The sequence below is a fragment of the Mycolicibacterium septicum DSM 44393 genome (assembly GCF_000455325.1).
GTDB lineage: Bacteria > Actinomycetota > Actinomycetes > Mycobacteriales > Mycobacteriaceae > Mycobacterium > Mycobacterium septicum.
Genome location: NZ_HG322952.1, coordinates 970,179 through 994,092, shown reverse-complemented (window position 1 = coordinate 994,092; position 23,914 = coordinate 970,179). Strand labels below are relative to the sequence as shown.

Annotated in this window: 25 protein-coding genes and 1 pseudogene; 15 read left to right on the top strand and 11 right to left on the bottom strand. The window is 66.8% G+C overall.

Annotated elements, in window-relative coordinates; all coding sequences use genetic code 11:
- Positions 1-34: 34 nt before the first annotated feature.
- Positions 35-589, top strand: a complete 555-nt coding sequence (locus TX88_RS24900; RefSeq protein ID WP_110918150.1) for a TetR/AcrR family transcriptional regulator — start codon at positions 35-37, stop codon at positions 587-589.
- Here TX88_RS24900 and TX88_RS24895 read toward each other — a convergent pair.
- The 4 genes from TX88_RS24895 to TX88_RS24880 form a co-directional block, all read right to left on the bottom strand.
- On the bottom strand, positions 575-1,549 hold the full coding sequence (locus TX88_RS24895) for an NAD-dependent epimerase/dehydratase family protein (RefSeq protein ID WP_044521886.1): 975 nt from the start codon (positions 1,547-1,549) through the stop codon (positions 575-577). The genes TX88_RS24900 and TX88_RS24895 overlap by 15 nt on opposite strands.
- A 69-nt stretch (positions 1,550-1,618) precedes the next feature.
- On the bottom strand, positions 1,619-3,130 hold the full coding sequence (gene fadD17, locus TX88_RS24890) for a long-chain-fatty-acid--CoA ligase FadD17 (protein WP_044520596.1): 1,512 nt from the start codon (positions 3,128-3,130) through the stop codon (positions 1,619-1,621).
- Positions 3,131-3,132: 2 nt separating this feature from the next.
- Entirely contained in the window at positions 3,133-4,230 is a 1,098-nt protein-coding gene (locus TX88_RS24885; protein WP_044520595.1) for an acyl-CoA dehydrogenase family protein, read from the bottom strand.
- A 13-nt stretch (positions 4,231-4,243) separates the two neighbouring features.
- On the bottom strand, positions 4,244-5,422 hold the full coding sequence (locus tag TX88_RS24880; RefSeq protein ID WP_044520594.1) for an acyl-CoA dehydrogenase family protein: 1,179 nt from the start codon (positions 5,420-5,422) through the stop codon (positions 4,244-4,246).
- A 165-nt stretch (positions 5,423-5,587) separates the two neighbouring features.
- Between TX88_RS24880 and TX88_RS24875 the strand changes: the two genes are divergently transcribed.
- The 12 genes from TX88_RS24875 (at position 5,588) to TX88_RS24820 (ending at position 17,376) form a co-directional block, all read left to right on the top strand.
- Complete coding sequence (locus tag TX88_RS24875; protein ID WP_036391771.1) at positions 5,588-5,779, top strand: ferredoxin; 192 nt, start codon at positions 5,588-5,590, stop codon at positions 5,777-5,779.
- Between the two features lie 35 nt (positions 5,780-5,814).
- On the top strand, positions 5,815-6,726 hold the full coding sequence (locus tag TX88_RS24870) for a 3-oxoacyl-ACP reductase (protein ID WP_044520590.1): 912 nt from the start codon (positions 5,815-5,817) through the stop codon (positions 6,724-6,726).
- 270 nt (positions 6,727-6,996) lie between these two features.
- Positions 6,997-7,761 (top strand): MlaE family ABC transporter permease, encoded by a 765-nt coding sequence (locus TX88_RS24865; RefSeq protein WP_003879810.1) that lies wholly within the window; start codon positions 6,997-6,999, stop codon positions 7,759-7,761.
- The gene (locus TX88_RS24860; RefSeq protein WP_044520588.1) at positions 7,758-8,600 is read left to right on the top strand and encodes an ABC transporter permease; all 843 of its coding nucleotides are present in this window, start codon (positions 7,758-7,760) and stop codon (positions 8,598-8,600) included. The genes TX88_RS24865 and TX88_RS24860 overlap by 4 nt, the downstream gene beginning before the upstream one ends.
- 15 nt (positions 8,601-8,615) lie before the next feature.
- Positions 8,616-9,821: an MCE family protein gene (locus TX88_RS24855; RefSeq protein ID WP_044520587.1), complete on the top strand. Its 1,206-nt coding sequence runs from the start codon at positions 8,616-8,618 to the stop codon at positions 9,819-9,821.
- Positions 9,821-10,867 (top strand): MCE family protein, encoded by a 1,047-nt coding sequence (locus TX88_RS24850; protein WP_044520582.1) that lies wholly within the window; start codon positions 9,821-9,823, stop codon positions 10,865-10,867. Before TX88_RS24855 ends, TX88_RS24850 begins: the two co-directional genes overlap by 1 nt.
- Positions 10,860-11,918 carry a virulence factor Mce family protein gene (locus TX88_RS24845; protein WP_044520581.1) on the top strand — a complete coding sequence of 353 codons (1,059 nt, stop codon included), beginning with the start codon at positions 10,860-10,862 and terminating at the stop codon, positions 11,916-11,918. The genes TX88_RS24850 and TX88_RS24845 overlap by 8 nt, the downstream gene beginning before the upstream one ends.
- Entirely contained in the window at positions 11,915-13,300 is a 1,386-nt protein-coding gene (locus TX88_RS24840) for a virulence factor Mce family protein (protein ID WP_044520580.1), read from the top strand. The genes TX88_RS24845 and TX88_RS24840 overlap by 4 nt, the downstream gene beginning before the upstream one ends.
- 71 nt (positions 13,301-13,371) lie before the next feature.
- Complete coding sequence (locus TX88_RS24835; protein WP_110918149.1) at positions 13,372-14,493, top strand: MCE family protein; 1,122 nt, start codon at positions 13,372-13,374, stop codon at positions 14,491-14,493.
- Complete coding sequence (locus TX88_RS24830; protein ID WP_044520578.1) at positions 14,493-16,193, top strand: MCE family protein; 1,701 nt, start codon at positions 14,493-14,495, stop codon at positions 16,191-16,193. Before TX88_RS24835 ends, TX88_RS24830 begins: the two co-directional genes overlap by 1 nt.
- A complete protein-coding gene (locus TX88_RS24825; protein WP_044520577.1) occupies positions 16,193-16,891 on the top strand; it encodes an Rv1363c family protein in 699 nt (232 codons plus the stop codon). Before TX88_RS24830 ends, TX88_RS24825 begins: the two co-directional genes overlap by 1 nt.
- Complete coding sequence (locus TX88_RS24820; RefSeq protein ID WP_044520576.1) at positions 16,891-17,376, top strand: mammalian cell entry protein; 486 nt, start codon at positions 16,891-16,893, stop codon at positions 17,374-17,376. The genes TX88_RS24825 and TX88_RS24820 overlap by 1 nt, the downstream gene beginning before the upstream one ends.
- Before the next feature lie 6 nt (positions 17,377-17,382).
- Here TX88_RS24820 and TX88_RS24815 read toward each other — a convergent pair whose 3' ends face one another.
- The 5 genes from TX88_RS24815 to TX88_RS24800 all read right to left on the bottom strand — a co-directional run bounded on the left by TX88_RS24815 (position 17,383) and on the right by TX88_RS24800 (position 20,324).
- Positions 17,383-18,834 carry an alpha,alpha-trehalose-phosphate synthase (UDP-forming) gene (locus tag TX88_RS24815; protein ID WP_044520575.1) on the bottom strand — a complete coding sequence of 484 codons (1,452 nt, stop codon included), beginning with the start codon at positions 18,832-18,834 and terminating at the stop codon, positions 17,383-17,385.
- On the bottom strand, positions 18,835-18,999 hold the full coding sequence (locus TX88_RS34605; RefSeq protein ID WP_090426445.1) for a hypothetical protein: 165 nt from the start codon (positions 18,997-18,999) through the stop codon (positions 18,835-18,837).
- 45 nt (positions 19,000-19,044) lie between these two features.
- Complete coding sequence (locus TX88_RS24810; protein WP_084622108.1) at positions 19,045-19,434, bottom strand: intersectin-EH binding protein Ibp1; 390 nt, start codon at positions 19,432-19,434, stop codon at positions 19,045-19,047.
- 108 nt (positions 19,435-19,542) lie between these two features.
- Positions 19,543-19,881, bottom strand: a complete 339-nt coding sequence (locus TX88_RS24805) for a hypothetical protein (RefSeq protein ID WP_044520574.1) — start codon at positions 19,879-19,881, stop codon at positions 19,543-19,545.
- 56 nt (positions 19,882-19,937) lie between these two features.
- Entirely contained in the window at positions 19,938-20,324 is a 387-nt protein-coding gene (locus TX88_RS24800; RefSeq protein WP_044520573.1) for a hypothetical protein, read from the bottom strand.
- A 267-nt stretch (positions 20,325-20,591) separates the two neighbouring features.
- On the opposite strand from TX88_RS24800, the gene TX88_RS24795 reads away from it, so the two are divergent.
- Complete coding sequence (locus TX88_RS24795) at positions 20,592-21,500, top strand: enoyl-CoA hydratase (protein WP_044520572.1); 909 nt, start codon at positions 20,592-20,594, stop codon at positions 21,498-21,500.
- An 11-nt stretch (positions 21,501-21,511) separates the two neighbouring features.
- Positions 21,512-22,348: an SDR family oxidoreductase gene (locus TX88_RS24790; protein ID WP_044521883.1), complete on the top strand. Its 837-nt coding sequence runs from the start codon at positions 21,512-21,514 to the stop codon at positions 22,346-22,348.
- Between the two features lie 67 nt (positions 22,349-22,415).
- Here TX88_RS24790 and TX88_RS24785 read toward each other — a convergent pair.
- Both TX88_RS24785 and TX88_RS24780 read right to left on the bottom strand, forming a co-directional pair.
- Positions 22,416-23,302: pseudogene (locus tag TX88_RS24785) on the bottom strand (NAD(P)-dependent oxidoreductase).
- A 64-nt stretch (positions 23,303-23,366) separates the two neighbouring features.
- Positions 23,367-23,846 carry a MarR family winged helix-turn-helix transcriptional regulator gene (locus TX88_RS24780; protein ID WP_044520571.1) on the bottom strand — a complete coding sequence of 160 codons (480 nt, stop codon included), beginning with the start codon at positions 23,844-23,846 and terminating at the stop codon, positions 23,367-23,369.
- Positions 23,847-23,914 lie beyond the last annotated feature (68 nt).

Here is a 23,914-nt window from a genome sequence, read left to right as displayed (position 1 = left end):
CGCTACCCGCGCCACCATGCGGTTGAATCGAAGAATGGCCGGGCGACCACGCGACACGTCGATCGACGAGCGGGTGCTCGCGGCCACGCGCGAGCTGTTGGTCGAGGTGGGCTGGGACGACCTGAGCGTTCGGCTGGTCGCGGCGCGTTCCGGGGTGGGCAGGTCCAGCCTGAACCGGCGGTGGTCGTCGAAGGCCGAGTTGGTGCTGCACGCGATACTCGGCGAATCACCCGACATGTCACCGTTTTCCGGCACCGATCTGGCCGGCTGGATCGACTGGGTGGTGCGCGGCAGCCATCAGCTGTTCAGCCGTTCCGACGTGAGTGAGGCGGTGCCCGGACTGCTGCTGGCGCTGCGTGAGAACGCCGCCCTGCGCAAAGCGCTGTGGGACGGGTTCAGCGGGCCGGCGATCGAGATGTTCGCGGCCAGGGGATACGGGACGGAGTCGGACGCGAAGGCTGTGCTGTCCATGGCGGCCGGGGCGGCGCTGTTCACCACCACGGTGGCGACCGACGACGATTCGCCCGAACTGCAGCAGCGGCTGGTGCGGCTGCTCAGCCAGGCCCTGGGTGTGTCACCTGCCGAATGAGGCCAGCATGGCGTCCTGCGGCGAACGCCATGCCTCGATGCCCAGATCGGCGAGCGTGCTCCTGTCGTCGGTGGGGGTGGCGGCGGTGAGCAGCAGCGCGGCCTCGTGGCTGATCCCGTCGCCGAGCGGAAGCACCCCGCCGAGCAGATCCGAGCACCAGCCGATGCCCCGGAAAAGGCTCCCCGGCAACGGGATTCGACGGATCTTGCGCCCGGCCCCCTGTTCGAGGACATCGATCATCTCGTTGAACGACACCATCACGCCGCCGCAGACGTAGCGCTTGGGTCCGCGCCCGGGCGCCATGAGCCGCTCGTGCACCAGCGCGACGTCGCGCACGTCGATCATCTGCATGCCGCCGGTCATCCGGGGCGCCAGACCGGCCTTGGCGATCGGTGCCCAGCCGCGCTCGGTGACCCCGGCCGCGGTGAAGTAGGCCGGACCCACCACGCTCGACGGGTAGGTGACCACCACCGGGGCCCCGGCATCCTGCAGTCGGCGGGCCACCCGATCGGCATAGGCCTTGGTCTGGGCATAGGGACTGCGGCCCGGCGCCGGCGGAGTGTCGGCCGAGATCACCCCGTTCGGTGGCGGGAACAGCGAGCTGTAGCTGCTGACCGAGACGATGGGATCGAGCCCGGCCTCGACGGCGCGGTTCAGCGCGGCCTCGGTCGCGTGCGCGTTGATCTCCCACATCAGCTGTTCGCGCCGGCGGTCGGTGCCGACGATGCCTGCGGCATGGATCAGGGCCTCGCACCCCGACAGCAGGTTCCCGACGGTGCCACTGTCGCGGATGTCGCCTTCGAGCACCGACATCTCGCCGAGCGCGGCGAGATGGCCGATCACCTCGTCGTCACCGCAACCCGGTGCGACCAGCAGGCGGATTCGATGTCCCGCGGCCAGCAAGCCCCGGACGGTGTGGGCTCCGAGATAGCCGGTGCCCCCGGTCACTGCGATGTGCATGCTGACGCCTCCCATTTTTCGATGCCAATGGTATCGAAATGGTTGGCGCGCGTGCCGCGCAGGTACGGGCTAGCGGGGGATCGGCCAGACCGGGTCCGCGCACTCGGTGGCCTCGGCCGACAACTGCCGCTTGATCACCTTGAACGTCTCGGTACGTGGCAACTCGGTGCCGACCCGGACATACGACGGCCACTGCTTGGGTCCCAGGTCGGGCTGCTCATGAAGAAATTTCCCGAAGCTGTCGATGTCGAACGGCTTGCCCGCCGTCAACACCAGCGCGGCCATCACCTGATCGCCCACATCGGGGTCGGGGATCGGGTACACCGCGACCTCGGCGACGTCGGGGTGGCGCGACAGGATTCGTTCGATCGGCGCGGTTCCCAGATTCTCGCCGTCGACCCGCATCCAGTCGCCCAGCCGCCCGGCGAAGTGCGCGAAGCCGTTCTCGTCGAGGTAGGCCAGATCGCCGGTGTGGTAGACGCCGCCGGTCATGCGGTCGGCTTCGGCTTCGGGATCGTTGTAGTAGCCGCGGAACCAGCCCGCACCCGTCGGGTTCACCAACTCTCCGACCACGCCGGGCGGGCACGGCTCGCCGGTGTCCACGTCGACGATCGCCACCTGGTCGGTGAGCGGGCCGAGGGCGCCTTCGGGGGTGTCGGGAGTGCGGGCGATCGCCACACCGCCTTCGCTGGAACCGAATCCGTCGACCACCGTCACCCCGAACCGCTCGGCGAACCGGCCCAGATCCCGCGGGGCACCCTCGTTGCCGTAGAGGAACCGCAGCGGATTGTCGGCATCGTCGGGCGCTGGTTCGGTGGCCAGGATGTACGACAGCGGCTTGCCGACGTAGTTGGCGTAGGTGGCGCCGAAGCGGCGGATATCGGGCATGAAACCGGAGGCGGAGAACTTGCGCCGCAACGCGATCGACGCACCGGCCGCGGCGGCGACTGCCCAGCCGGCCATGATCGCGTTGGAGTGGAACAGCGGCATCGACAGATACACGGTGTCGGCCGGACCCAGCCCGAAGCGGTCGGCCAGCATCCGGCCCGGAAACGCCACCTTGTCGTGGGTGACCCGCACGGCCTTGGGATCGCCGCTGGTCCCCGAGGTGAAGATGAGCATGAACAGGTCGTCGGCCGACAGATCGCCGAACGTCACCGGGGTGTCCCGATACGACGCGAGTTCGGCAGCCCAGTCGGCAGATTCGACGTCGATGAAATCCACCCCGGGGGGCACCGCGTCGGGATTGTCGGCCAGCACCAGCTGGCAGTCGGCCTTGGCGATATCGCGGGCCAGCGCCTCACCGCGGCGGGTCTGGTTGAGCCCGACGGGCACCAGCCCGCTCAGGCCCGCGGCCACCAGGAGGCTGGAGAAAAAAGTGGTGTTGCCGAGGAGTGCCCCGACGTGTGGGGGTTTGGAGGGGTCCAACCGTGCCCGCAGCGCCGCGGCCAGTTGCGCACCGGCGGCGATGTGGTCGGCCCAGCTGACGAACGAATCCTCTTGGTAGAGGCCACGATCGGTGACCTCGGCCAGCGGGACCAGCAGCTCGGTGACCGTCGGCCCGGCGGTTGGACCCCCCATCCCTAGACCGGGGTGTCCGCGAGTTCGCGGCCGATGCGCAGCAGCTGTCCCGTCGCCCCGCCGACACCGAACTCGGTCTGCTTGGCGGCCAGGAAGTACCGGTGCACCGGGTGGTCCGTGTCGATGCCGACACCACCGTGCACGTGCACCGCGGTGTGCGCGACGCGGTGGCCGGCCTCGGCAGCCCAGAACGAGGCACTGGCGACATCGATGTCGGCGGGCAGGTCCTCGGACAACCGCCAGGCGGCCTGGGTCAGCGTCAGGCGCAGCCCCTTGACGTCGATGTAGCCGTCGGCCAGCCGGGACGAGACAGCCTGGAAGCTGCCGATCGGACGGTCGAACTGCTCACGCTCGCGGGCATATTCGGACGTCAGCTCCAGCGCGCGCTCCAGCACACCGAGCTGGAAGGCGCTGTGGCCCAACGCCGAATAGGTGGTGAGCCACTGCGCGACCTCCGCGCCACCGACGAGGCGGCCGGCGTCCACCGTGGTGCCCTGCAGCTCCAGATGGGCCACGCTGCCCTTGCCGGTGGTGCTCAGCGCGGTAACGGTGACACCCGGGTCATCCTTGGTGACCAGGAAAACGCCGACCCCGGAATCGGTTTCGGCCGGAACCAGGAACGCGTCGGCCACCGGCCCGTAGTTCACCTGGGTGCGAGAGCCGGTGAGCTTGTACCCGGAGCCGTCGGCCTGCGCCTGCACCGGCCCCTGACCCATTTCGCCGTCCAGGGCGATGGCGAGGATCTTGTCGCCGGCCACCGCGGGATGTGCCCACTCGGTGCGCAGCTCCTCGGACCCGAACGCGGCCAGCGCGCCCGCGCCCAGCACCACCGAGTCCAGGTACGGCACGGCAGCCAGCTGACGGCCCAGCGCGGTCAGCACGGCGGCCTGCTCGAGCACGCCCAAACCGCCACCGCCCACCGACTCCGGCGCCGCGGCCGACAGGACGTCGGCCTCGACCAGCTTGGCCCACAGATTGGCGTCGAATCGCTGCTCGAGCCCGTCGAGCTCACGCTGGCGTTCGGGCGTGCACACCGATTCGGTGATCGTGCGCACCAGGCCACCCAGGTCGGCGGCCTCTTCGGTCGTCTTGAAATCCATTGGTGTGCCGTCCTTACCGGTTCACTCGGGGCAGGCCGAGCGCGACCATGCCGATGATGTCACGCTGAATCTCGTTGGTGCCGCCGCCGAAGGTCAGGATCAGTGCCGACCGGTGGAACCGCTCGATGCGGCCACGCAGCAGTGCGCCCTTGCTGTCCGGACGCAGCGTCGCCGAGGTGCCCAGCACCTCCATCAGCAGGCGGTAGGCCTCGGTGGCCAGCTCGGTGCCGTACACCTTGGCCGCCGACGCATCCGCGGGCGATGGGGCGGAGGTGGCAGAGGCCAGCTCCCAGTTGATCAGCTTGAGTACCTCGGCCTTGGCGTGCACCCGGGCCAGGTTCAGCTGCACCCACTCGGAGTCGATGACCCGCTTGCCGTGCACGTCCTTGGTGTTCTGGGCCCACTCGCGGACCCCGTCCAGCGCGACGTAGATCGGCTGTGAAGAAACCAGAGCCACCCGCTCATGATTCAGCTGGTTGGTCACGAGCTTCCAGCCGGCGTTCTCCTCGCCGACCAGGTTGGTCGCCGGGATGCGCACGTCCTGGTAGTAGGTGGCGCTGGTGTCCACACCGGACATGGTGTGCACCGGCGTCCAGGAGAAGCCCTCGACGGTGGTCGGCATGATCAGCATCGAGATGCCGCGGTGCTTCTTTGCCTCGGGGTTGGTGCGGACCGCCAGCCAGACGTAGTCGGCGTAGGCGATCAGGCTGGTCCACATCTTCTGGCCGTTGACCACATAGTCATCGCCGTCGCGCACCGCGGTGGTCCGCAGCGCGGCCAGGTCGGTGCCCGCGCCGGGCTCGGAGTAGCCGATCGAGAAGTGCAACTCGCCCGCGGCGATCTTGGGCAGGTAGAACTTCTTCTGCTCCTCGGTGCCGAAGTGCATGATCGTCGGCGCGACGCTGTTGATCGTCAGGAACGGCACCGGGGCGCCGGCGATCGCAGCCTCGTCGGTGAAGATCAGCCCGTCCATCGGCGGGCGGGCCTGGCCGCCGAATTCTTCTGGCCAGCTCAGGGTCAGCCAGCCGTCCTTGCCCATCTGCGCGACGGTGTCGCGGTAGACGGTGCCTCGACCCATCTCGCCCTCGGACGAGTTGAGTGCCTCGACGCGCTCGGGCGTCATCAACTTGGAGAAGTACGCGCGCAACTCGCGGCGCAGCTCCTCCTGCTCGGGGGTGTAACCGATCCGCATTCCGCTGCATCCTCACTGCTTGATATACCTGAGTTCTCACCTGGTTGTAACACGTTCTAGTCTTAGGATCCAGGCCGGTGCAGGACTGGTATCCGTCAGGTGTGGTCGTATTCTGTGGCTGCGCGCACGCAGCCCCGTGCGTGCACACGTTGTGAGGAGGTCGCCATGCGAGTTGAAGTGGACCGTGATCGCTGCGAAGGCAATGCGGTGTGCGTGGGTATTGCCCCCGATTTGTTCGATCTTGATGACGACGACTATGCCGTGGTCAAGTCCGATCCGGTGCCTGCCGACCAGGAGGATCTGGCCGAGCAGTCCATCGCCGAATGCCCCCGGGCAGCCCTGATCCGAAAAGACTAGAGGCATTCATAAATGCCGCGCACGCGAGGAGCAATATGACGACTGACCAGGCTCAGATTGATCTGTCCGGAAAAGTGGCGGTGGTCACTGGTGCCGCCGCGGGCTTGGGCCGCGCCGAAGCCGTCGACCTGGCCAAGGCCGGGGCGACCGTGGTGGTCAACGACATGGCCGGCGCGCTGGAGTCCTCCGACGTCCTCGACGAGATCGCGGCCGCCGGCTCCAAGGGTGTCGTCGTCGCCGGGGACATCAGCGCGCGCTCGACCGCCGATGAGCTGGTCGCCACCGCCGATGGTCTGGGTGGCCTGGACATCGTCGTCAACAACGCGGGCATCACCCGCGACCGGATCCTGTTCAACATGAGCGACGAGGAGTGGGACGCGGTCATCGCGGTGCACCTTCGTGGCCACTTCCTGCTGACCCGCAACGCGGCCGTCTACTGGCGCAACAAGGCCAAGGCGGGGGACGGCACGGTCTACGGCCGGATCATCAACACCTCGTCGGAGGCCGGGCTGTCGGGTCCGGTCGGTCAGCCCAACTACGGCGCCGCCAAGGCGGGCATCACCGCGCTCACGGTGTCGGCCGCCCGGGCCCTGGAGCGCTTCGGTGTCCGGGCCAACGCGATCGCGCCGCGGGCCCGCACCGCCATGACCGCGGGCGTCTTCGGGGATGCGCCCGAAGGTCAGGTCGACCCGCTGTCGACCGACCACGTCGTCACCCTTGTACGATTCCTGGCCGCGCCGGCGTCCGAAGCCGTCAACGGTCAGCTGTTCATCGTCTATGGTCCAACTGTCACGTTGGTCGCGCCGCCCACAGCGGAGAAGCATTTCACTGCGGACTCCGATGCCTGGAACCCGGCAGACCTCAGCGGGACGTTGCACGATTACTTTGCTGATCGTGACCTGGGACGTGGATTCTCGGCGACGGAGCTGATGGATTCACGAGACTGACGGTCTCGTTTGCCGTCGCTCGAAATGTGTAGAACGTGTTCTAACTCAATGTTGATGCGGTACGCCCTGAGCTGCAAAAACGGCGTCCGACATGAGGATTTTGAATTCTTTGACACTGCGAACATGTTCTAGTTAGTATGATCCGGCTCACTAAGAGCACCGTAAGACCAAGGGGTGGGAGAGCGGCTACGTCACGTGGCCGTCCAACTTTCGCTATCGCGACAATCCGCGGAATTTCCCCCACCTAAGTACCCGAGAACGGAGCCCAGGTTGATCGAACAGCTTGCGGTTCCGGCCCGGGCCGTGGGCGGCTTTGTCGAGATGTCCTTGGACACCTTCGCCAAGATGTTCCGTCGACCGTTCCAGTTCAAAGAGTTCCTGGATCAGACCTGGATGATCGCCCGGGTCTCGTTGGTGCCGACCTTGTTGGTCGCCATCCCCTTCACGGTCCTGGTCGCGTTTACCCTCAACATCCTCCTTCGCGAGATCGGTGCCGCCGACCTGTCCGGCGCAGGCACCGCCTTCGGCACCATCACCCAGCTCGGCCCGGTGGTGACCGTGCTGGTGGTGGCAGGCGCGGGCGCCACGGCGATCTGCGCCGACCTGGGTGCCCGCACCATCCGCGAAGAGATCGACGCCATGCGCGTGCTGGGCATCGATCCGATCCAGCGACTGGTCGTGCCCCGCGTGCTGGCCTCGACCTTCGTGGCACTGCTGCTCAACGGTCTGGTCTGTGCGATCGGCCTGGCGGGTGGCTATGTCTTCTCAGTGTTCCTGCAGGGCGTCAACCCCGGTTCCTTCATCAACGGCCTGACCGTGCTGACCGGCCTCGGCGAGCTCGTGCTGGCCGAGATCAAGGCGCTGTTGTTCGGCGTGGTCGCCGGACTGGTCGGGTGCTACCGCGGGTTGACCGTAAAAGGAGGCCCGAAGGGTGTCGGTAACGCTGTGAACGAAACGGTGGTCTACGCCTTCATCTGCCTGTTCGTGATCAACGTGATCATGACAGCAATCGGGGTCCGGGTGCTCGTGCGATGAGCTATGACGCCACACTCCGCTTCCGCCGGCTGTTCCGCGGCGTGCCCAAGGTCGTCGACAACGTCGGCGAGCAGGCGCTGTTCTACGGCGAGACCATGCGGTACCTGCCGAACGCCATCAACCGCTACCGCAAGGAGACCATCCGGCTGGTAGCCGAGATGACCATGGGCGCAGGCGCCCTGGTGATGATCGGCGGTACCGTCGGCGTCGCGGCCTTCCTCACCCTGGCCTCCGGCGGTGTGATCGCGGTGCAGGGTTACTCGTCGCTCGGCAACATCGGCATCGAGGCCCTGACCGGCTTCCTGTCGGCGTTCCTCAACGTGCGCATCGTGGCACCGGTGATCGCCGGTATCGCCCTGGCCGCCACGATCGGCGCGGGCGCAACCGCTCAGCTCGGCGCGATGCGGGTGGCCGAGGAGATCGACGCCGTCGAAGCGATGGCGGTTCATGCGGTGTCCTATCTGGTCTCGACCCGATTGCTGGCCGGCCTGATCGCGATCGTGCCGCTGTATTCGCTGTCGGTGCTGGCCGCGTTCTTCGCCGCGAGATTCACCACGGTGTTCATCAACGGTCAGTCGGCGGGTCTGTACGACCACTACTTCAATACGTTCCTGATACCCAGCGACCTGCTCTGGTCGTTCCTGCAGGCGATCGTGATGGCGATCGCGGTGATGCTGGTGCATACCTATTACGGCTACAACGCATCCGGCGGGCCGGTCGGCGTGGGCATTGCGGTCGGTCAGGCCGTGCGCACCTCGCTGATCGTCGTCGTCACCATCACGCTGTTCATCTCCCTGGCCGTCTACGGCGCGTCCGGCAACTTCAACCTTTCCGGGTAGGTGGCAGGAATTCCTATGACAGACGCACCTTCCAAGCACCGTCGTCATGTCAGGATCGCCGCTGCGATCCTGGCGGCGATCCTGGCCGCCGCGGTGGTCTTCACCTACCTGTCCTACACAGCCGCCTTCACGCCGACCGACACGGTCAGCCTGACCGCGCCGCGGGCCGGCCTGGTGATGGAGCGCGACGCCAAGGTGAAGTACCGCGGGATCCAGATCGGCAAGGTCACCGACATCGCGTATGCCGGCAGCGAGGCGAAGCTGACGTTGTCCATCAAGCGCGGCGAGATGCGCTACATCCCGTCCAACGCCACCGTGCGGATCGCGGGCAACACGATCTTCGGTGCCAAGTCGGTGGAGTTCCAGCCGCCCGCGGAGCCGCAGCCGACGTCGCTGCGCCCGGGTAGCACGGTGGCCGCCAAGGATGTGCAGCTCGAGGTCAACACGCTCTTCCAGACGCTGTCGGACGTGCTCAACAAGATCGACCCGGTCAGCCTGAACGCCACTCTCACCGCGCTCGGCGAGGGCCTGCGCGGCCACGGGGACGATCTCGGTACGGCTCTCACGGGACTCAACGGCTATCTGGCGCAGATCAATCCGAAGTTGCCGACCCTGCGCGACGACTTCGCGAAGGCCGCCGCGGTCGCCAACATCTACGGTGACGCCGGGCCGGACCTGGCCCGCATCGTCGACAACGTGCCCGCCCTGAACAAGACGATCGTCGACGAGAAGACCAACCTCAACGCCACCCTGCTGGCCGCGACCGGCCTGGCGAACAACGGCACCGCGACCCTGCAGCCGGCCGCCGACGACTACATCGCCGCCATCCAGCGGCTGCGGGCCCCGTTGAAGGTGGCCAGCGACTACTCACCCGAGTTCGGCTGTGTGCTCAAGGGTGTGTCGATCGGTGTGGACCGGTTCGCGCCGATCATCGGTGGTATCAGGCCCGGTCTGTTCGTGTCGTCGAACTTCCTGCCCGGCGCCCCGGCGTACACCTACCCGGAGAGCCTGCCGATCGTGAACGCCTCTGGCGGCCCCAACTGCCGTGGCCTGCCGGATGTGCCGTCGAAGCAGTTCGGCGGTAGCTGGTACCACTCGCCGTTCCTGGTGACCGACAACGCCTACGTGCCGTTCCAGCCGAACACCGAGGTGCAGTTCGACGCCCCGGCAACGCTGCAGTTCCTGTTCAACGGCGCATTCGCGGAGAGGGATCGCTTCTGATGGCGTCCAGTGCGCGTCCTGACCGGACCATGCTCAAGGTCAGCATCTTCACCATCGCCATGCTCTTGGTGGCGGCCATGCTGGTCGTGGTGTTCGGCGAATTCCGGTTCGCCTCGGAGAACAGCTACCACGCCACCTTCAGCCAGGCTTCGCGACTGAAGGCAGGCCAGGACGTCCGCATCGCGGGCGTGCCGGTCGGCACGGTCAACGACGTCAAGCTCAACCCGGACAACACGGTCGACGTGAAGTTCGACCTCAACAAGCGCTACCAGCTCTACACGTCGAGCCAGGCCAAGGTGCGCTACGAGAACCTGGTCGGTGACCGGTATCTGGAGATCACGTCGGGTCCCGGCGAACTGCGCAAGCTTCCGGCCGGAGCGACCATCCCGCAGCAGAACACCCAGCCGGCGCTCGATCTCGACGCGCTGCTGGGCGGCCTGCGGCCGGTGATGAAAGGCCTTGACGGCAACAAGGTCAACGAGATCTCCAACGCGATCATCGAGATGCTGCAGGGCCAGGGTGGAGCGCTGGCGAACATGCTCACCAGCACGAGCGCATTCACCCAGAACCTGGCCGCCCGCGACCAGTTGATCGGTGACGTGATCACCAACCTCAACACCGTGCTTGGCACCGTCGACGACAAGGGCGCGCAGTTCGATTCCAGCGTCGACGAATTGCAGAAGCTGATCTCCGGTCTGTCCGAGGGGCGCGACCCGATCGCCGGCGCCATCGCACCGCTGGCCTCGGCCGAGAACGACCTGACCGACATGCTGGACAAGTCGCGTCGCCCGCTGCAGGCCGTCATCGAGAACGCGCGGCCGTTCGCCCAGCGGATGGACGAACGCAAGGCCGACGTCAACAAGGTGATCGAACCGCTGGCCGAGAACTACCTGCGGCTCAACGGACTTGGCGCCTACGGCTCGTTCTTCAACATCTACTACTGCTCGATCCGGATGAAGGTCAACGGACCGGCCGGTAGCGACATTCTGATTCCGTTCGGCGGCCCGCCGGACCCGTCGAAGGGGAGGTGCTCGGAGAATGGCTAAGCGCGACGGCGACACAGCGCTACGCACCGGGATCTTCGGCATCGCCCTGGTGGCATGTGTGGTGCTGGTGTCCTTCGGCTACACCGGGCTTCCCTTCTTCCCGCAGGGCAAGAAGTACGAGGCGTATTTCAGCGACGCCGGCGGGATCGACCCGGGCAACGACGTCAACGTCTCGGGTATCGCGGTCGGCAAGGTCACCGGGGTGGCGCTGGTCGGTGACACCGCCAAGGTCAGCTTCACCGTGGATCGCAACATCAAGATCGGCGATCAGTCACTGGTGGCGATCAAGACCGAAACCGTGCTGGGGCAGAAGTCGCTTTCGGTGACGCCGAAGGGCAGCGGGTCCTCGACGGTGATCCCGTTGGGGCGCACCACGACTCCCTACACGCTCAACACGGCCCTGCAGGACCTGGGGCAGAACGTCTCCGAACTGGACAAGCCGAAGTTCGAGCAGGCCCTCCAGACCTTGACCGACACCCTGCGCGACGCCACACCGCAGTTGCGGGGTGCGCTGGACGGTGTGGCCAACCTGTCGCGCAGCATCAACAAGCGCGATGAGGCGCTCGAAGGATTGCTCACGCACGCCAAGCGGGTGTCGGATCTGCTGGCATCGCGCGCCGGCCAGGTCAACCAGCTGGTCACCGACGGCAACCAGCTCTTCGCCGCGCTCGACGAGCGCAGGCAGGCGCTGAGCAATCTGATCGCCGGCATCGACGACGTGTCCCGGCAGCTCTCGGGATTCGTCGCCGACAACCGCAAGGAGTTCAAGCCGGCGCTCGAGAAGCTCAACCTCGTGATGGACAACCTGTTGGAGCGCAAAGAGCACATCGGCGAGGCCTTGCGCCGCCTGCCGCCGTACGCGACCACCCTCGCCGAGGTGGTCGGCAACGGTCCGGGCTTCAACATCAACCTGTACGGTTTGCCGCCCGCGTCGATGTCCGAGGTGCTGCTCGATACCTACTTCCAGCCGGGGAAGCTGCCCGACAGCCTCGCCGACATGCTGCGTGGATACATCTCCGAACGCACGATCGTTAGGCCGAAATCGCCATGACCCAAGAGAGTTCGGTGTCGTCCGGTCGCAACCGGTGGATGCGCATCGGCCTGGCCGTGTTGCTGCTGGCGGTACTCGCCGTCGGCGTGTACCAGGTGTGGCCGTCGCGGACGGGTCCCAAGCTCACGGCGTACTTCACCAACGCCGTCGGCCTGTACCCCGGCGACGAGGTTCGGATCGTCGGGGTGCCGGTGGGCACGATCGACTCGATCGAGCCGCGGCCCTCGGATGTCAAGATCGAGATGACCCTCGATCGCGGCGTCAAGGTGCCCGCCGACGCCAAGGCGCTGATCCTCTCGCCGAACCTGGTGTCGGCCAGGTTCATTCAGCTGACGCCGGCCTACACCGAAGGCGACGTGATGGCCGACGGCGCATCGATCGGGCTGGACCGCACCGGTGTCCCGGTCGAATGGGACGAGGTCAAAGAGCAACTCACGCAGCTCAGTTCACAACTCGGGCCGCAGGCCAACTCGGTGCAGGGTCCGATCGCGGCCTTCGTCGACCAGGCCGCCACCACGTTCGACGGCAACGGCGACTCCTTCCGCAACGCACTGCGGGAGTTGTCCCAGACCGCGGGCCGGTTGGGTGATTCCCGCACCGATCTGTTCGGCACGGTGAAGAACCTTCAGGTCCTCGTCAACGCGTTGTCCAACAGCAACGAACAGATCGTGCAGTTCACCAATCACGTGGCGTCGGTGTCGCAGGTACTGGCCGACAGCTCCAACGGTCTCGATCAGACCCTGGGCACGCTGAACCAGGCGCTGGGCGATGTCCGCGGATTCCTGAACGAGAACAACGACGCGCTGATCGCCCAGGTGGGCAAGCTGGCGGACTTCACCCAGATCCTCACCGACCACAGTGACGACATCGAGCAGATCCTGCACGTCACGCCCAACGGTCTGGCGAACTTCTACAACATCTACAACCCGGCCCAGGGCACCGTCGGTGGTCTGCTGTCACTGCCCAACTTCGCCAACCCGACGCAGTTCATCTGTGGTGGCACCTTCGACATCGGCGCCAACCCGGACAACTACAAGCGCGCCGAGATCTGCAGGCAGCGGATGGGTCCGGTGCTGCGCCGCATCACGATGAACTACCCGCCGGTGCTGTTCCACCCGGTCAACAGCATCACCGCCTACAAGGGCCAGATCCAGTACGACACCCCGGCGACCGAGGCCAAGTCGGAGACTCCGGTGCCGTACCTGCAGTGGCAGAACGCCCCGGGCGTGACGCCGCCGCAGATCCCGCATGACGCGACGCTGAGTTCGCTGATCCTGCCGCCGGATGCACCCGCACCCGCACCCGGAACAGGAGTCGGTCCCGCGCCGGGGCCCGCACCCGGACCCGCGCCCGCGCCTGCTGAGGCTGGTGCCGGCGGATGATGAGGGGTAAAGCATTGAGGGGTAAGGCATCCCGGTTCAGCGGACGCACGCTGGCAATCGGCAGCGGCGCGATGCTGCTGGCCGGCTGCCAGTTCGGCGGACTCAACTCGCTCAACATGCCCGGCACGGCCGGGCACGGGGCGGGGTCCTACAACGTCACCGTGGAGTTGCCCGATGTGGCGACCCTGCCGCAGAACTCGCCGGTGATGGTCGACGACGTCACGGTTGGCAGTGTGTCCGGTCTGGACGCCATGCAGCGTCCGGACGGCAGCTTCTACGCGGCGGTACAGCTGTCGTTGGACGGCGACGTGAAGCTCCCGGCGAATGCCGTTGCGCGCGTTGCCCAGACATCGCTGCTGGGTTCTCAGCACGTGCAGTTGTCCGAACCGGTCGACGAACCGGCGCAGGGACAGTTGCGCGAGGGCTCCAACATCTCCCTGTCGCAGACCAGCCGCTACCCGACCACCGAGGAAGTGCTGTCCTCGCTGGGCATGGTGGTGAACAAGGGCAATCTCGGTGCGCTGCAGGACATCACCGATGAGGCCTACGCCGCGGTGGCAGGCAGGGCCGGAAGCTTCGCCGAGCTGATCCCGCGCCTGGCCGAGCTGACCTCATCGCTGGACCAGCAGACCAACGACATCATCGCTGCGGCCGACGGGCTGAACCGCTTCGCTTCGATCCTGGCCCGCAGCAAGGACAACCTGGGCCGCACGTTGGACAGCCTGCCCGGGGCGCTGAAGGTGCTCAACGAGAACCGCTCCAACATCGTCGAGGCGTTCACCGCGCTGCGCGGCTTCGCCGAGGTGGGCTCGCGGATCCTGTCGTCGACCAAGGACGATTTCGCGGCCGACATCAAGGATCTCTATCCGGTGATCAAGGCGTTCAACGACAACGCCGACGATTTCATCAAGGACCTGGAGTTCCTGCCCACGTTCCCGTTCCACTACAAGTACCTGCGCAACGCGGTCCGCGGTGACTACCTGAACGTGTTCGTCACGTTCGACCTGACATTGCGCCGGTTCGGCGAGTCGATCTTCACCACGGGTGGATTCGACCCGAACATGAAGCACCTCGACGAGGTGATCAATCCGCCGGACTGGCTGACCGGAGAGATGGCCAACCTGTCCGGACAGGCCGCCGACCCGTTCAAGATCCCCGCCGGAACTGCCACCCAGCACGAGGAGAAGCCGTAATGATCGACCGGCTGACCCGTATGCAGTTGATGATCTTCGGGGTCGTCACCGTCCTCACCGTCGGCGCGATCTCGCTGTTCTATCTGCATCTGCCTGCTGCCGTGGGTATCGGCACCTATCACGTCAACGCCAACTTCCTGACCGGTGGCGGCATCTACTCGAACGCCAACGTCACCTACCGCGGTGTGACGGTCGGGCGGGTGGATTCGGTGGGCCTGGCCCCCGACGGCGTGGTCGCCAGGATGCAGCTGAACAGCAGCACGGCGATCCCGAACAACGTCACCGCCACGGTCAAGAGCGTCTCGGCTGTCGGTGAGCAGTACATCGATCTGATTCCGCCGGAGTCACCGTCGACCGACAAGTTGCGCAATGGCGCCACCATCGATCAGCAGAACACCCGGGTCGGCCAGGACATCGCAGGCATGCTGCACGAGGCCGACACGCTGGTCAGCAGCATCGGAAACAGCCGCTTGCAGGATCTGCTGCGCGAGACGTTCAAGGCGTTCAACGGATCCGGGCCCGAACTGGCGCGGCTCATCGAGTCCTCGCGCCTGCTGATCGACGAGGCCAACGCCAGTTCCGGCGAGACCACCCAGCTGATCGACCAGGCCGGTCCGTTCCTGGAAGCGCAGATGCGCAGCGGGGACAACATCCGGTCGCTGGCCGACGGGCTGGCCCGGTTCACCGGTGAGGTGAACAAGGCAGACCCGCAGCTGCGCGCCACCCTCAAGACCGTTCCCGGCGCCACCGAGGCGGCCAACACCGCGTTCAGCGGTATCCGGCCGACGTTCCCGGTGCTGGCGGCCAACCTGGCCAACTTCGGCCGGATCGGCGTGATCTACAGCAAGTCGCTCGAGCAGGCGCTGGTGATCTTCCCGGCCCTGATGGCCGCACTGAACACGGTCGCCGGCGGTGTGCCCGTCGACGAGGGCGGCAAGCTCGACTTCAAGGTCGACCTCGGCGATGCGCCGCCGTGCCTGACCGGATTCCTCCCGCCGACCCAGACCCGGTCCCCGGCCGATCTGACCCTGCGGGATCTGCCGACCGACATGTACTGCAAGACCGCGCAGAACGATCCGGCCGTGGTGCGTGGCGCGCGCAACTACCCGTGCCAGGAGTTCCCGGGCAAGCGGGCACCCACGATCCAGTTGTGCCGCGATCCCAACGGCTACGTTCCGGTGGGCTCCAACCCGTGGCGCGGTCCGCCGGTGCCGTACGGCACGCCGATCGAGGACGGGCGCAACATCCTGCCGCCCAACAAGTTCCCGAACATCCCGCCGCAGGTCGACCCGGATCCGGGTCCGCCGGTGGTGCAGTTGCCGCCGGGTGTCGAGCCGGGCCCGGGTCCGGCGCCGCACGCTCCGTTCCCGCTGCCGGTGCCGCCGAACAAGCCGGGCACCCCGCCGCCGCCGTGGCCGTACTTCGCGCCGCCGGACCAGATCGTGCCGCCGTACGGCCGGACGCCTCCGGGAGCACCCGAAGCGGCACCGGCACCGGATGCGCCCGCACCGGCTCCGGATGCACCCTTGCCGGCCGAGGCACCACCTCTGGCCAGCGCTCCAGGGATCGGCACCTACGATCAGCACAGTGGGGTCTTCGCTGACGCAGACGGAGGCACCGGCGTGTACGCGGCCGGCGCCGACAATCTGGCACCCGCGGAGACCTGGGTAGACCTGATGCTGGATCCAAGGCAGGCTTGATGACGGAAGAAACGGCCTCGAATCAGAGGCCGGTGCGTAGGCGCGCGTCCAGGGCGGCCGGCCCGACCGGGGCCGCGCCCGCCGGCGACGCGACCACAACCACCGTGGTGGTCGATTCACCGACCACCACGGCAGCCAAGGCGCCGAAGCTGACGCCGCTGAAGGCGCCGCCCCGGCGGCGTCCCCACGGCAGGCTGGTGGCGCTGGCGGCGGCCGTGGCGCTCGGCCTGGGGACCGTGGCGCTGGGCGTGCTCGGGTACGTGATGTTCGGTCAGCAGCGGGCCGTGGACGATGTGCAGGCCCGCAACGAGCGCTTTGTCGACACGGGCGAGCAGACCGTGATCAACATGTTCAGCTACACCCAGGACACCATCGACGAGAGCGTCAGCCGCTTCATCGACGGCACGAGTGGCCCGCTGCGCGACATGATGAGCCAGGGCAACAACGCCGACAACCTCAAGGCACTGTTCCGTGACACCAAGGCCAGCTCGGAAGCCGTGGTGAACGGCGCAGCGCTGGAGAAGGTGGACGAGATCGCCGGGAATGCTTCGGTGCTGGTCGCGGTGCGCGTCACCGTCGCCGACATGGACGGCGTCAATTCTCCGACCCGTCCGTACCGGTTGCGGGTGATCGTGCACGAGGACGACAACGGCCACATGACCGGATACGACCTCAAGTACCCCGACGGTGGAAACTGATGCGCTCTAAACTCACTGGCCTGCTGATCGGCGTGCTGGCGGTGGCCTTCGTCGCCTTCGCCGGTATCGGTGGCTCGCTCTACTGGAACCGCGTGACGCAACGCGGCCAGGAGACCACGCGGGCCGAGTTGCCCGTCGTGGCGGCCGACCAGATCCCGAAGGTGTTCGGCTACGACTATCAGACCGTCGAGCGCAGCTTGTCGGAAACCTATCCGCTGCTCGCCCCGGACTTCCGCCAGAAGTTCGAACAGGACGCCACCGCCAAGGTGATCCCCGAGGCGCGCAAGCGTCAGTTGGTGGTCCAGATCAGCGTCGTCGGCGTCGGTGTGATGACCGCGGAACGCGAATCGGGATCGGTGCTGGTGTACATGAACCGCACGGTGACCGACCAGTCCCGCCAACCGCTGTATGACGGCAGCCGGCTGCGCGTCGACTACCGCAAGATCGGCGGGGACTGGCTGATCAACGCGATCAACCCGATCTAGCCTGATTCAGCCCGATTTGGATTGAGCGAGGGCGTCCAGGAAGGCGCGTGCCCACCGGTCCACGTCGTGGGCCAGCACCTGGCGGCGCAGCGCCCGCATCCGGCGCCTGCCCTCCTCGGGGCTCTGCTCCAGTGCCGCCTCGATCGCGTCCTTGACGCCCTCGAGATCGTGCGGGTTGGTCAGATAGGCCTGACGCAACTCAGCTGCCGCACCGGTGAACTCGGACAGCACCAACGCGCCGCCGAGGTCACTGCGGCAGGCCACGTACTCCTTGGCCACCAGGTTCATCCCGTCGCGCAGCGGGGTGACCAGCATGACGTCGGCCGCGACGAAGAACGCGATGAGCTCGTCCCGGGGCACCGGCCGGTGCAGGTAGTGCACCAACGGGTGCCCGACCTCCCCGTATTCACCGTTGATGTGCCCGACCTGACGTTCGATGTCCTCGCGCATCGCGATGTAGCTCTCGACCCGCTCGCGGCTCGGTGTGGCCAGCTGGACCAGGACGGTGTCGTCGCGTTTGATCCGGTCCTCTTCGAGCAGTTCGGTAAACGCGCGCAGGCGGACGTCGATGCCCTTGGTGTAGTCGAGCCGGTCGACGCCGAGCAGGATCTTGCGCGGGTTGCCGAGCTCGGCGCGGATCTGTCGGGCCCGCTGCCGGATCGCGCGGTTGCGGGCCTTGGCGTCCAGATCGGCCGAATCGATCGAGATGGGGAACGCCCCGACCTTGACCGTGCGGAATCCGTAGGAGATCTCGCCGAAGCGTGAGCGGACGCCGATCGAGGCGCGCGAGGTGTTGGCCCCGACCAGGCGGCGGGCCAGGACCAGGAAGTTCTGTGCACCCCCGGCCAGGTGGAACCCGACCAGATCGGCTCCGAGCAGGCCCTCCACGATCTCGGTGCGCCACGGCATCTGCATGAACAGCTCGACCGGCGGGAAGGGGATGTGCAGAAAGAAACCGATGGTGACGTCGGGACGCAGCATGCGCAGCATCTTGGGGACGAGCTGCAGCTGATAGTCCTGGATCCAGACCGTGGCACCGGGCGCGGCGGCCCGCGCCGTGGCCTCGGCGAAACGCCGGTTCACGTCGACGTAGCTGTCCCACCACTTGCGGTGGTAGACGGGTTTGACGATGAGGTCGTGGTAGAGCGGCCACAGGGTGGCGTTCGAGAACCCCTCGTAGTAGTCCGCGACGTCCTGCGCGGACAGTTCCACGGGGTAGAGCTGCACGCCGTCCTCGACGATGGGCTCTTCGCCGCTGTCGGGGACGCCGGCCCAGCCGATCCACGCGCCGCGCCGTTTACGCAGCAGCGGTTCCAGTGCGGTTACCAGTCCGCCGGGGCTGCGCTTCCAAGTCGTGCTGCCATCCGGCAACCGCTCCATGTCGATGGGCAGCCGATTGGCCACCACGACGAAGTCGGAGTTACCGGAGGCGGCCTCGGGGCCGCCCTCCGGACTCACTTACGCCTCGGTTTTCGAGGGCCCAATGCCGAGCATGGACAGAAACATCCGGCACTCGTCGGCGTCGGTGGCGTAGGTCGCCACGACGCGACGGGCCTGGCTGGCAGTGCTGTCGGCGAGCGGTTCGACGTCGTCGATCTCGGCGGTATCAGTTTTCGCAGGCATGACACAACTGTATGCGACCGGGAGGGCCCCGGTCGCCTCACGCCATCAGCCGATGGAACCGTGCACAGTCGGGCTGCTGCCGACGGTCGACTCCGGCACCGGCTGCGGTCCCTGAGCCTGCTGTTCCTCGGCCAGGCCGATGCACTCGCCCGAGTTGGCGCCGGTGCACGGGATGGAGCCGCCGCCGCCGGGCACGTTCACCGAGGGCAGGTCAGGGTTGGCCGGGGTGGCGCTGAATGGTGCGGGGGAGTTCGGCACGGTGTGCGGGACGCATGCGCCGCTGTAGAGGTCTTCCTCTTCGCCCGTCGGGCAGGCGATCGCCGGGCCGGAAGACACGGGTACGGAGAACGCGGCGATCGCTGGGGCGGCGGCCGCAGCGAGTGCAAATCCGCCGGCAAAGATCAGTCGTCGCATCGAGATCGGGAAGGTCGCCATCGTCACGCTTTCTCTAGGTATTCGATTGTTTTGTTGAGTGGGATTCTATGGATGCTGTGAGAGATCTGCATCAGATCTACGAGTTGGCTGGGAAACCGCCCCAAACTGCTACGGACTGGCGCTGATTGTTGACCGCGGAATTGGTTGTGGCCCTTCGGCCTCGTCCTCCTCGGCCAGTCCGATGCATTCGCCGGCATTGTGGCCTGTGCAAGGGATGGCTCCGCCTCCGCCGGGGAGGTTCACTGCCGGCAAATCCGGATTGCCGGGGATTCCGCTGAACGGCGACGGTGAATTCGGCACCAGGAATGGCGTGCAGGTGGTCGTGTAGACGTCTTCTTCCTCGCCGGAAGTACACGCCGCGTGTGCGGCCGGCGCACCCAGCCACAAGGACAGTGCACAGCCGGCGCCGGCGACGGACAGCACGACGGGCGCAACACGTGATTTCACGTCAGCAGTCTAGGACTGCTGGGGGTTTACTGTGCGGTCTCTGCGGTGGGGCTGTATCAGCCGATGGAGCCGTGCACGGTCGGACTGCTGCCGACCGTCGACTGCGGAACCGGTTGCGGGCCTTCGGCCTGCTGCTCCTCGGCCAGGCCGATGCACTCACCCGAGTTGGCGCCGGTGCATGGGATCGAACCGCCGCCGTCGGGCACATTCACCGAGGGCAGGTTCGGATTGCCTGCGGTCGGGCTGAACGCGTTGGGCGAGTTCGGGACCAGGTCCGGGACGCACACGTTGGTGAAGGTGTCTTCGGTTTCCCCGCTGGGGCAGGAGGCGAGTGAGCCGGACGCGGGCATCGCGAGAACTGTCAGGACAGGGGCTGAAGCGATGGCCACGGCAATGCCTGCCGCGACGGCGAAGCGACGCGCGATGAACGGGGAGTTGGCCATTGTGCTGCTTTCTCTTCAGGGCCTCAAAAGGTTTGCTGGACCCCGGCCGCGGTGGTCTGACGACGGTTGTCGGTGATGTCGTCCCGTGGTCGATATCCTACCCTTTACTAGGGAAAATAGCTCTGCGAACGATGTAGTGCCGACGGCGCCACACGTTCTGCTGTGAAGCGGCTGCATGGTAGCTGTGATCCCGGTGTGAGCTCGGTTACGCGATACACGTAATGTGCAGTTCGTTACTTACTTACCCTGCCTAAGAGGTGGTCCGAAATGGTCAGTTCCGACGACGAGGCCCGTCAGGTCGAATACGAGACACTCGATGAGGGACGCATCGCCCGGATCTGGCTGAACCGTCCGAATGCGCAGAACGCCCAGTCCCGAACCCTGCTGGTGCAACTCGACGAGGCGTTCGGCCGGGCCGAGGCCGATGACGCGGTCCGCGTGGTGATCCTGGCGGCGCGCGGGAAGAACTTCTCGGCCGGCCATGACCTCGGTTCCGAAGAGGCCCTCGCCGAGCGCACACCGGGCCCGACCCAGCACCCGACCTTCCGTTCCCACGGTGCTACCGCCGCCGGCGTCACCGAGCGGACCTACTTGCAGGAATGGCACTTCTACTTCGAGAACACCCGGCGCTGGCGTGATCTACGCAAGATCACCATCGCCCAGGTGCAGGGCAATGCGATCTCGGCGGCCCTGATGCTGATCTGGGCCTGCGACCTGATCGTGGCCGCCGACGACGCCAAGTTCAGCGACGTCGTCGGGGTGCGGATGGGGATGCCGGGCGTCGAGTACTACGCCCACCCGTGGGAGTTCGGCGCCCGCAAGGCCAAAGAGCTGCTGCTGACCGGTGATTCGATCGATGCCGATGAGGCGTACCGGTTGGGCATGGTGTCCAAGGTCTTCGCGCGCGACGAACTCGAAGACAAGACACTGGAATTCGCGCGGCGCATCGCCGAGCGGCCGACGATGGCGGCCTTGCTGATCAAGGATTCTGTCAACGCGGCCAGCGACGCGATGGGCTTCACCGAAGCGCTGCGCCATGCGTTCCACATTCACGAACTCGGGCACGCGCACTGGGCGTCGGCCAACGAGAACCGCTGGCCGGTGGGTATGCCACCCGATGTTCCCGACTGGCGGACGCTGGGGGCCCCGAAACCGGCCCGGCGAGATACACCATAAGGATGACGCAAATGGAACTGTCGTTGAAGGATCGCACCTACCTGGTCACCGGTGGCGGTAGCGGCATCGGCAAGGGTGCCGCGGCCGGCATCGTCGCGGCCGGCGGTAACGCCCTGCTGATCGGGCGCAATGCCGACAAGCTGAGCGCGGCCGCCGACGAACTCGCGGCGCAGGGGCCCGGATCGGTGCGGTACGAACCCGCCGACGTGACCAACGAGGACGAGGTTCGCCGCGCGGTCGATGCGGCCACTGCCTGGCACGGCCAGCTGCACGGTGTGGTCCACAGTGCCGGTGGTTCGCTGACCATCGGTCCGATCACGCAGATCGACTCCGAACTGTGGCGCCAGACCGTCGATCTCAACGTCAACGGCACGATGTACCTGATCAAGCACGCGGGCCGGGAGATGGTCCGTGGTGGTGGCGGTTCGTTCGTCGGCATCTCCTCGATCGCGTCGAGCAACACCCATCGGTGGTTCGGCGCATACGGCGTGAGCAAGGCGGCGTTCGACCATCTGCTCAAACTGGCCGCCGACGAGCTCGGGCCGTCCTCGGTGCGGTTCAACAGCATTCGGCCCGGCTTGACCCGCACCGAGATGGTCGGTCCCGTCTTCGAACTCCCGGCGGCCCGCGACGACTACGAGGCCTGCACGCCGATGCCGCGCTTCGGTGAGGTCGAGGACATCGCCAACCTGGCCGTGTTCCTCCTCAGCGACGCCGCGGGCTGGATCACCGGTCAGGCCATCGGTGTCGACGGCGGGCACGCCCTGCGCCGCGGCCCCGACATCTCGGGGATGCTGGAACCGCTGTACGGCGTCGACGGACTGCGCGGCGTGGTCGCCGCCGACTAGATCGGAAAGCCGTTGCGCCGAGGATGGCGGTCACCATGTGGCCGCAATCCTCGGCGCTGACGCGTTTCTAGGCGGGGTGGTCCGCTCCGGCCTCCCACGCGCTGAGCGCACCCACCGCCGACCAGTCCAACTCGGCGCGCCGGTGGCCAGCAGCGTGAGGAAACGATCACGCAGCAGGCTCGCGACGGGAAGCGGCACCTGTAGCTCCTCGCCCGCACTCAGCGCCAGCTTGACGTCCTTGAGGCCCAGGGTGGCGGCGAACCCGGCCGGGGTGAATTCCTCGCGGGCCAGCAGCCCGCCGTAGGTGCGGTACACGGGGGCGTCGAACAACGTCGAGGTCAGCAGTTCCAGGTACTGCTGCTTGTCCACCCCCGCCTTGCTCACGAGAGCCATTGCCTCACCCAGGGATTCGATCACCGAGGCGATCAGGAAGTTGCCGCTGATCTTGACGAGGTTCGCGGCTTGCGGTTCCTCGCCGAGGACGAATGTGCGCTGCCCGATGGCATCGAAAATCGGCGACACCTTATCGACCGCCGCCGGGGCGCCGGCCGTCACGACGAACAACTTCGCTGCCGCGGCGGCCTCGGGCCTGCCGAACACCGGGGCGGCCACGAAACCCTGGCCCGCCGTGGCATGGGCTTCGGTGAGGCGTTCGGTCAGGGCGGTGCTGACAGTCGACGACGAGACATGGATGGCGCCTTCGGGCAGCGAGGCGAGGATGCCGTCGTCGCCGAATGTCACCGCCTGCACCGCGTCGTCGTTGGCCAGCATGGTGACGACGACGTCGCCCCGGCAGGCGTCGGCCACCGACGCTGCCGGTCGTGCCCCCTGGGCGGCCAGTGCGGTCACCTTGTCGGGGGAGCGGTTGTACGCGGTGACCTCGTGTCCCGCCTTGAGCAGGTTGGCGGCCATGGCCGCACCCATGTTGCCCAGGCCGATGAATCCGATCTTCATGACTCCACTCCTACCGGGTTGGTTCGAACTCTGGCGGAAGACGATGGTCTCGGCGACTGTCCGATCAGGCAACGCCCTCGGATTCGGTGCCTGCCGGCGTATCGGCGATCTCGCGCATCTGGTCGAGCAGTCGCGCCGCGACCTGTGCGGCGAGCCACAGGGTCACCTGGTCGTCGTCGGACAGTCCGGCCAGGAGCGTGGCGATGCGCTGCTTGCGGATGTCGGCGCGCTCATCCCACAGCTGCCGGCCTCCTTCCCCGACCTTGACCAGGCATGCCCGTCCGTCGTCGGGATCGTCGCACCGTTCCACCAGCCCCTGCTGCTCCATCCGCTGCACGAGCTGCGTCATTCCGGACTGGCTCGCACCTTCGGCCTCGGCCAGCGCCGTAACCCGCATGGGGCCCTGCCGGTTGAGGCGCACCAGGACGAGCGTCGCGCTCGCGCTGAGGCCTTCGCGGTCGGCGAGGTGTCGCCACATCAGATCGGCGCTCGTGACGAGCAGGGCCGAGATCGCTTCCACTCTGCTGTCCGGCGTATCGCTCACGCGATATTTATATCATTCATGGGAAGTAATGCGTCGGAAACCAAGGGGCAGCGGGCTGGGGAGGATGT

Excerpts from the sequence above, each read along its gene's own strand:
- TX88_RS24900 (WP_110918150.1), top strand. The coding sequence starts at position 35 with ATGGCCGGGCGACCACGCGACACGTCGATCGACGAGCGGGTGCTCGCG.
- TX88_RS24895 (WP_044521886.1), bottom strand. The coding sequence starts at position 1,549 with ATGCACATCGCAGTGACCGGGGGCACCGGCTATCTCGGAGCCCACACC.
- fadD17 (WP_044520596.1), bottom strand. The coding sequence starts at position 3,130 with ATGGGGGGTCCAACCGCCGGGCCGACGGTCACCGAGCTGCTGGTCCCG.
- TX88_RS24885 (WP_044520595.1), bottom strand. The coding sequence starts at position 4,230 with ATGGATTTCAAGACGACCGAAGAGGCCGCCGACCTGGGTGGCCTGGTG.
- TX88_RS24880 (WP_044520594.1), bottom strand. The coding sequence starts at position 5,422 with ATGCGGATCGGTTACACCCCCGAGCAGGAGGAGCTGCGCCGCGAGTTG.
- TX88_RS24875 (WP_036391771.1), top strand. The coding sequence starts at position 5,588 with ATGCGAGTTGAAGTGGACCGTGATCGCTGCGAAGGCAATGCGGTGTGC.
- TX88_RS24870 (WP_044520590.1), top strand. The coding sequence starts at position 5,815 with ATGACGACTGACCAGGCTCAGATTGATCTGTCCGGAAAAGTGGCGGTG.
- TX88_RS24860 (WP_044520588.1), top strand. The coding sequence starts at position 7,758 with ATGAGCTATGACGCCACACTCCGCTTCCGCCGGCTGTTCCGCGGCGTG.
- TX88_RS24855 (WP_044520587.1), top strand. The coding sequence starts at position 8,616 with ATGACAGACGCACCTTCCAAGCACCGTCGTCATGTCAGGATCGCCGCT.
- TX88_RS24850 (WP_044520582.1), top strand. The coding sequence starts at position 9,821 with ATGGCGTCCAGTGCGCGTCCTGACCGGACCATGCTCAAGGTCAGCATC.
- TX88_RS24845 (WP_044520581.1), top strand. The coding sequence starts at position 10,860 with ATGGCTAAGCGCGACGGCGACACAGCGCTACGCACCGGGATCTTCGGC.
- TX88_RS24840 (WP_044520580.1), top strand. The coding sequence starts at position 11,915 with ATGACCCAAGAGAGTTCGGTGTCGTCCGGTCGCAACCGGTGGATGCGC.
- TX88_RS24835 (WP_110918149.1), top strand. The coding sequence starts at position 13,372 with ATGCTGCTGGCCGGCTGCCAGTTCGGCGGACTCAACTCGCTCAACATG.
- TX88_RS24830 (WP_044520578.1), top strand. The coding sequence starts at position 14,493 with ATGATCGACCGGCTGACCCGTATGCAGTTGATGATCTTCGGGGTCGTC.
- TX88_RS24825 (WP_044520577.1), top strand. The coding sequence starts at position 16,193 with ATGACGGAAGAAACGGCCTCGAATCAGAGGCCGGTGCGTAGGCGCGCG.
- TX88_RS24820 (WP_044520576.1), top strand. The coding sequence starts at position 16,891 with ATGCGCTCTAAACTCACTGGCCTGCTGATCGGCGTGCTGGCGGTGGCC.
- TX88_RS34605 (WP_090426445.1), bottom strand. The coding sequence starts at position 18,999 with ATGCCTGCGAAAACTGATACCGCCGAGATCGACGACGTCGAACCGCTC.
- TX88_RS24810 (WP_084622108.1), bottom strand. The coding sequence starts at position 19,434 with ATGGCGACCTTCCCGATCTCGATGCGACGACTGATCTTTGCCGGCGGA.
- TX88_RS24800 (WP_044520573.1), bottom strand. The coding sequence starts at position 20,324 with ATGGCCAACTCCCCGTTCATCGCGCGTCGCTTCGCCGTCGCGGCAGGC.
- TX88_RS24795 (WP_044520572.1), top strand. The coding sequence starts at position 20,592 with ATGGTCAGTTCCGACGACGAGGCCCGTCAGGTCGAATACGAGACACTC.
- TX88_RS24790 (WP_044521883.1), top strand. The coding sequence starts at position 21,512 with ATGGAACTGTCGTTGAAGGATCGCACCTACCTGGTCACCGGTGGCGGT.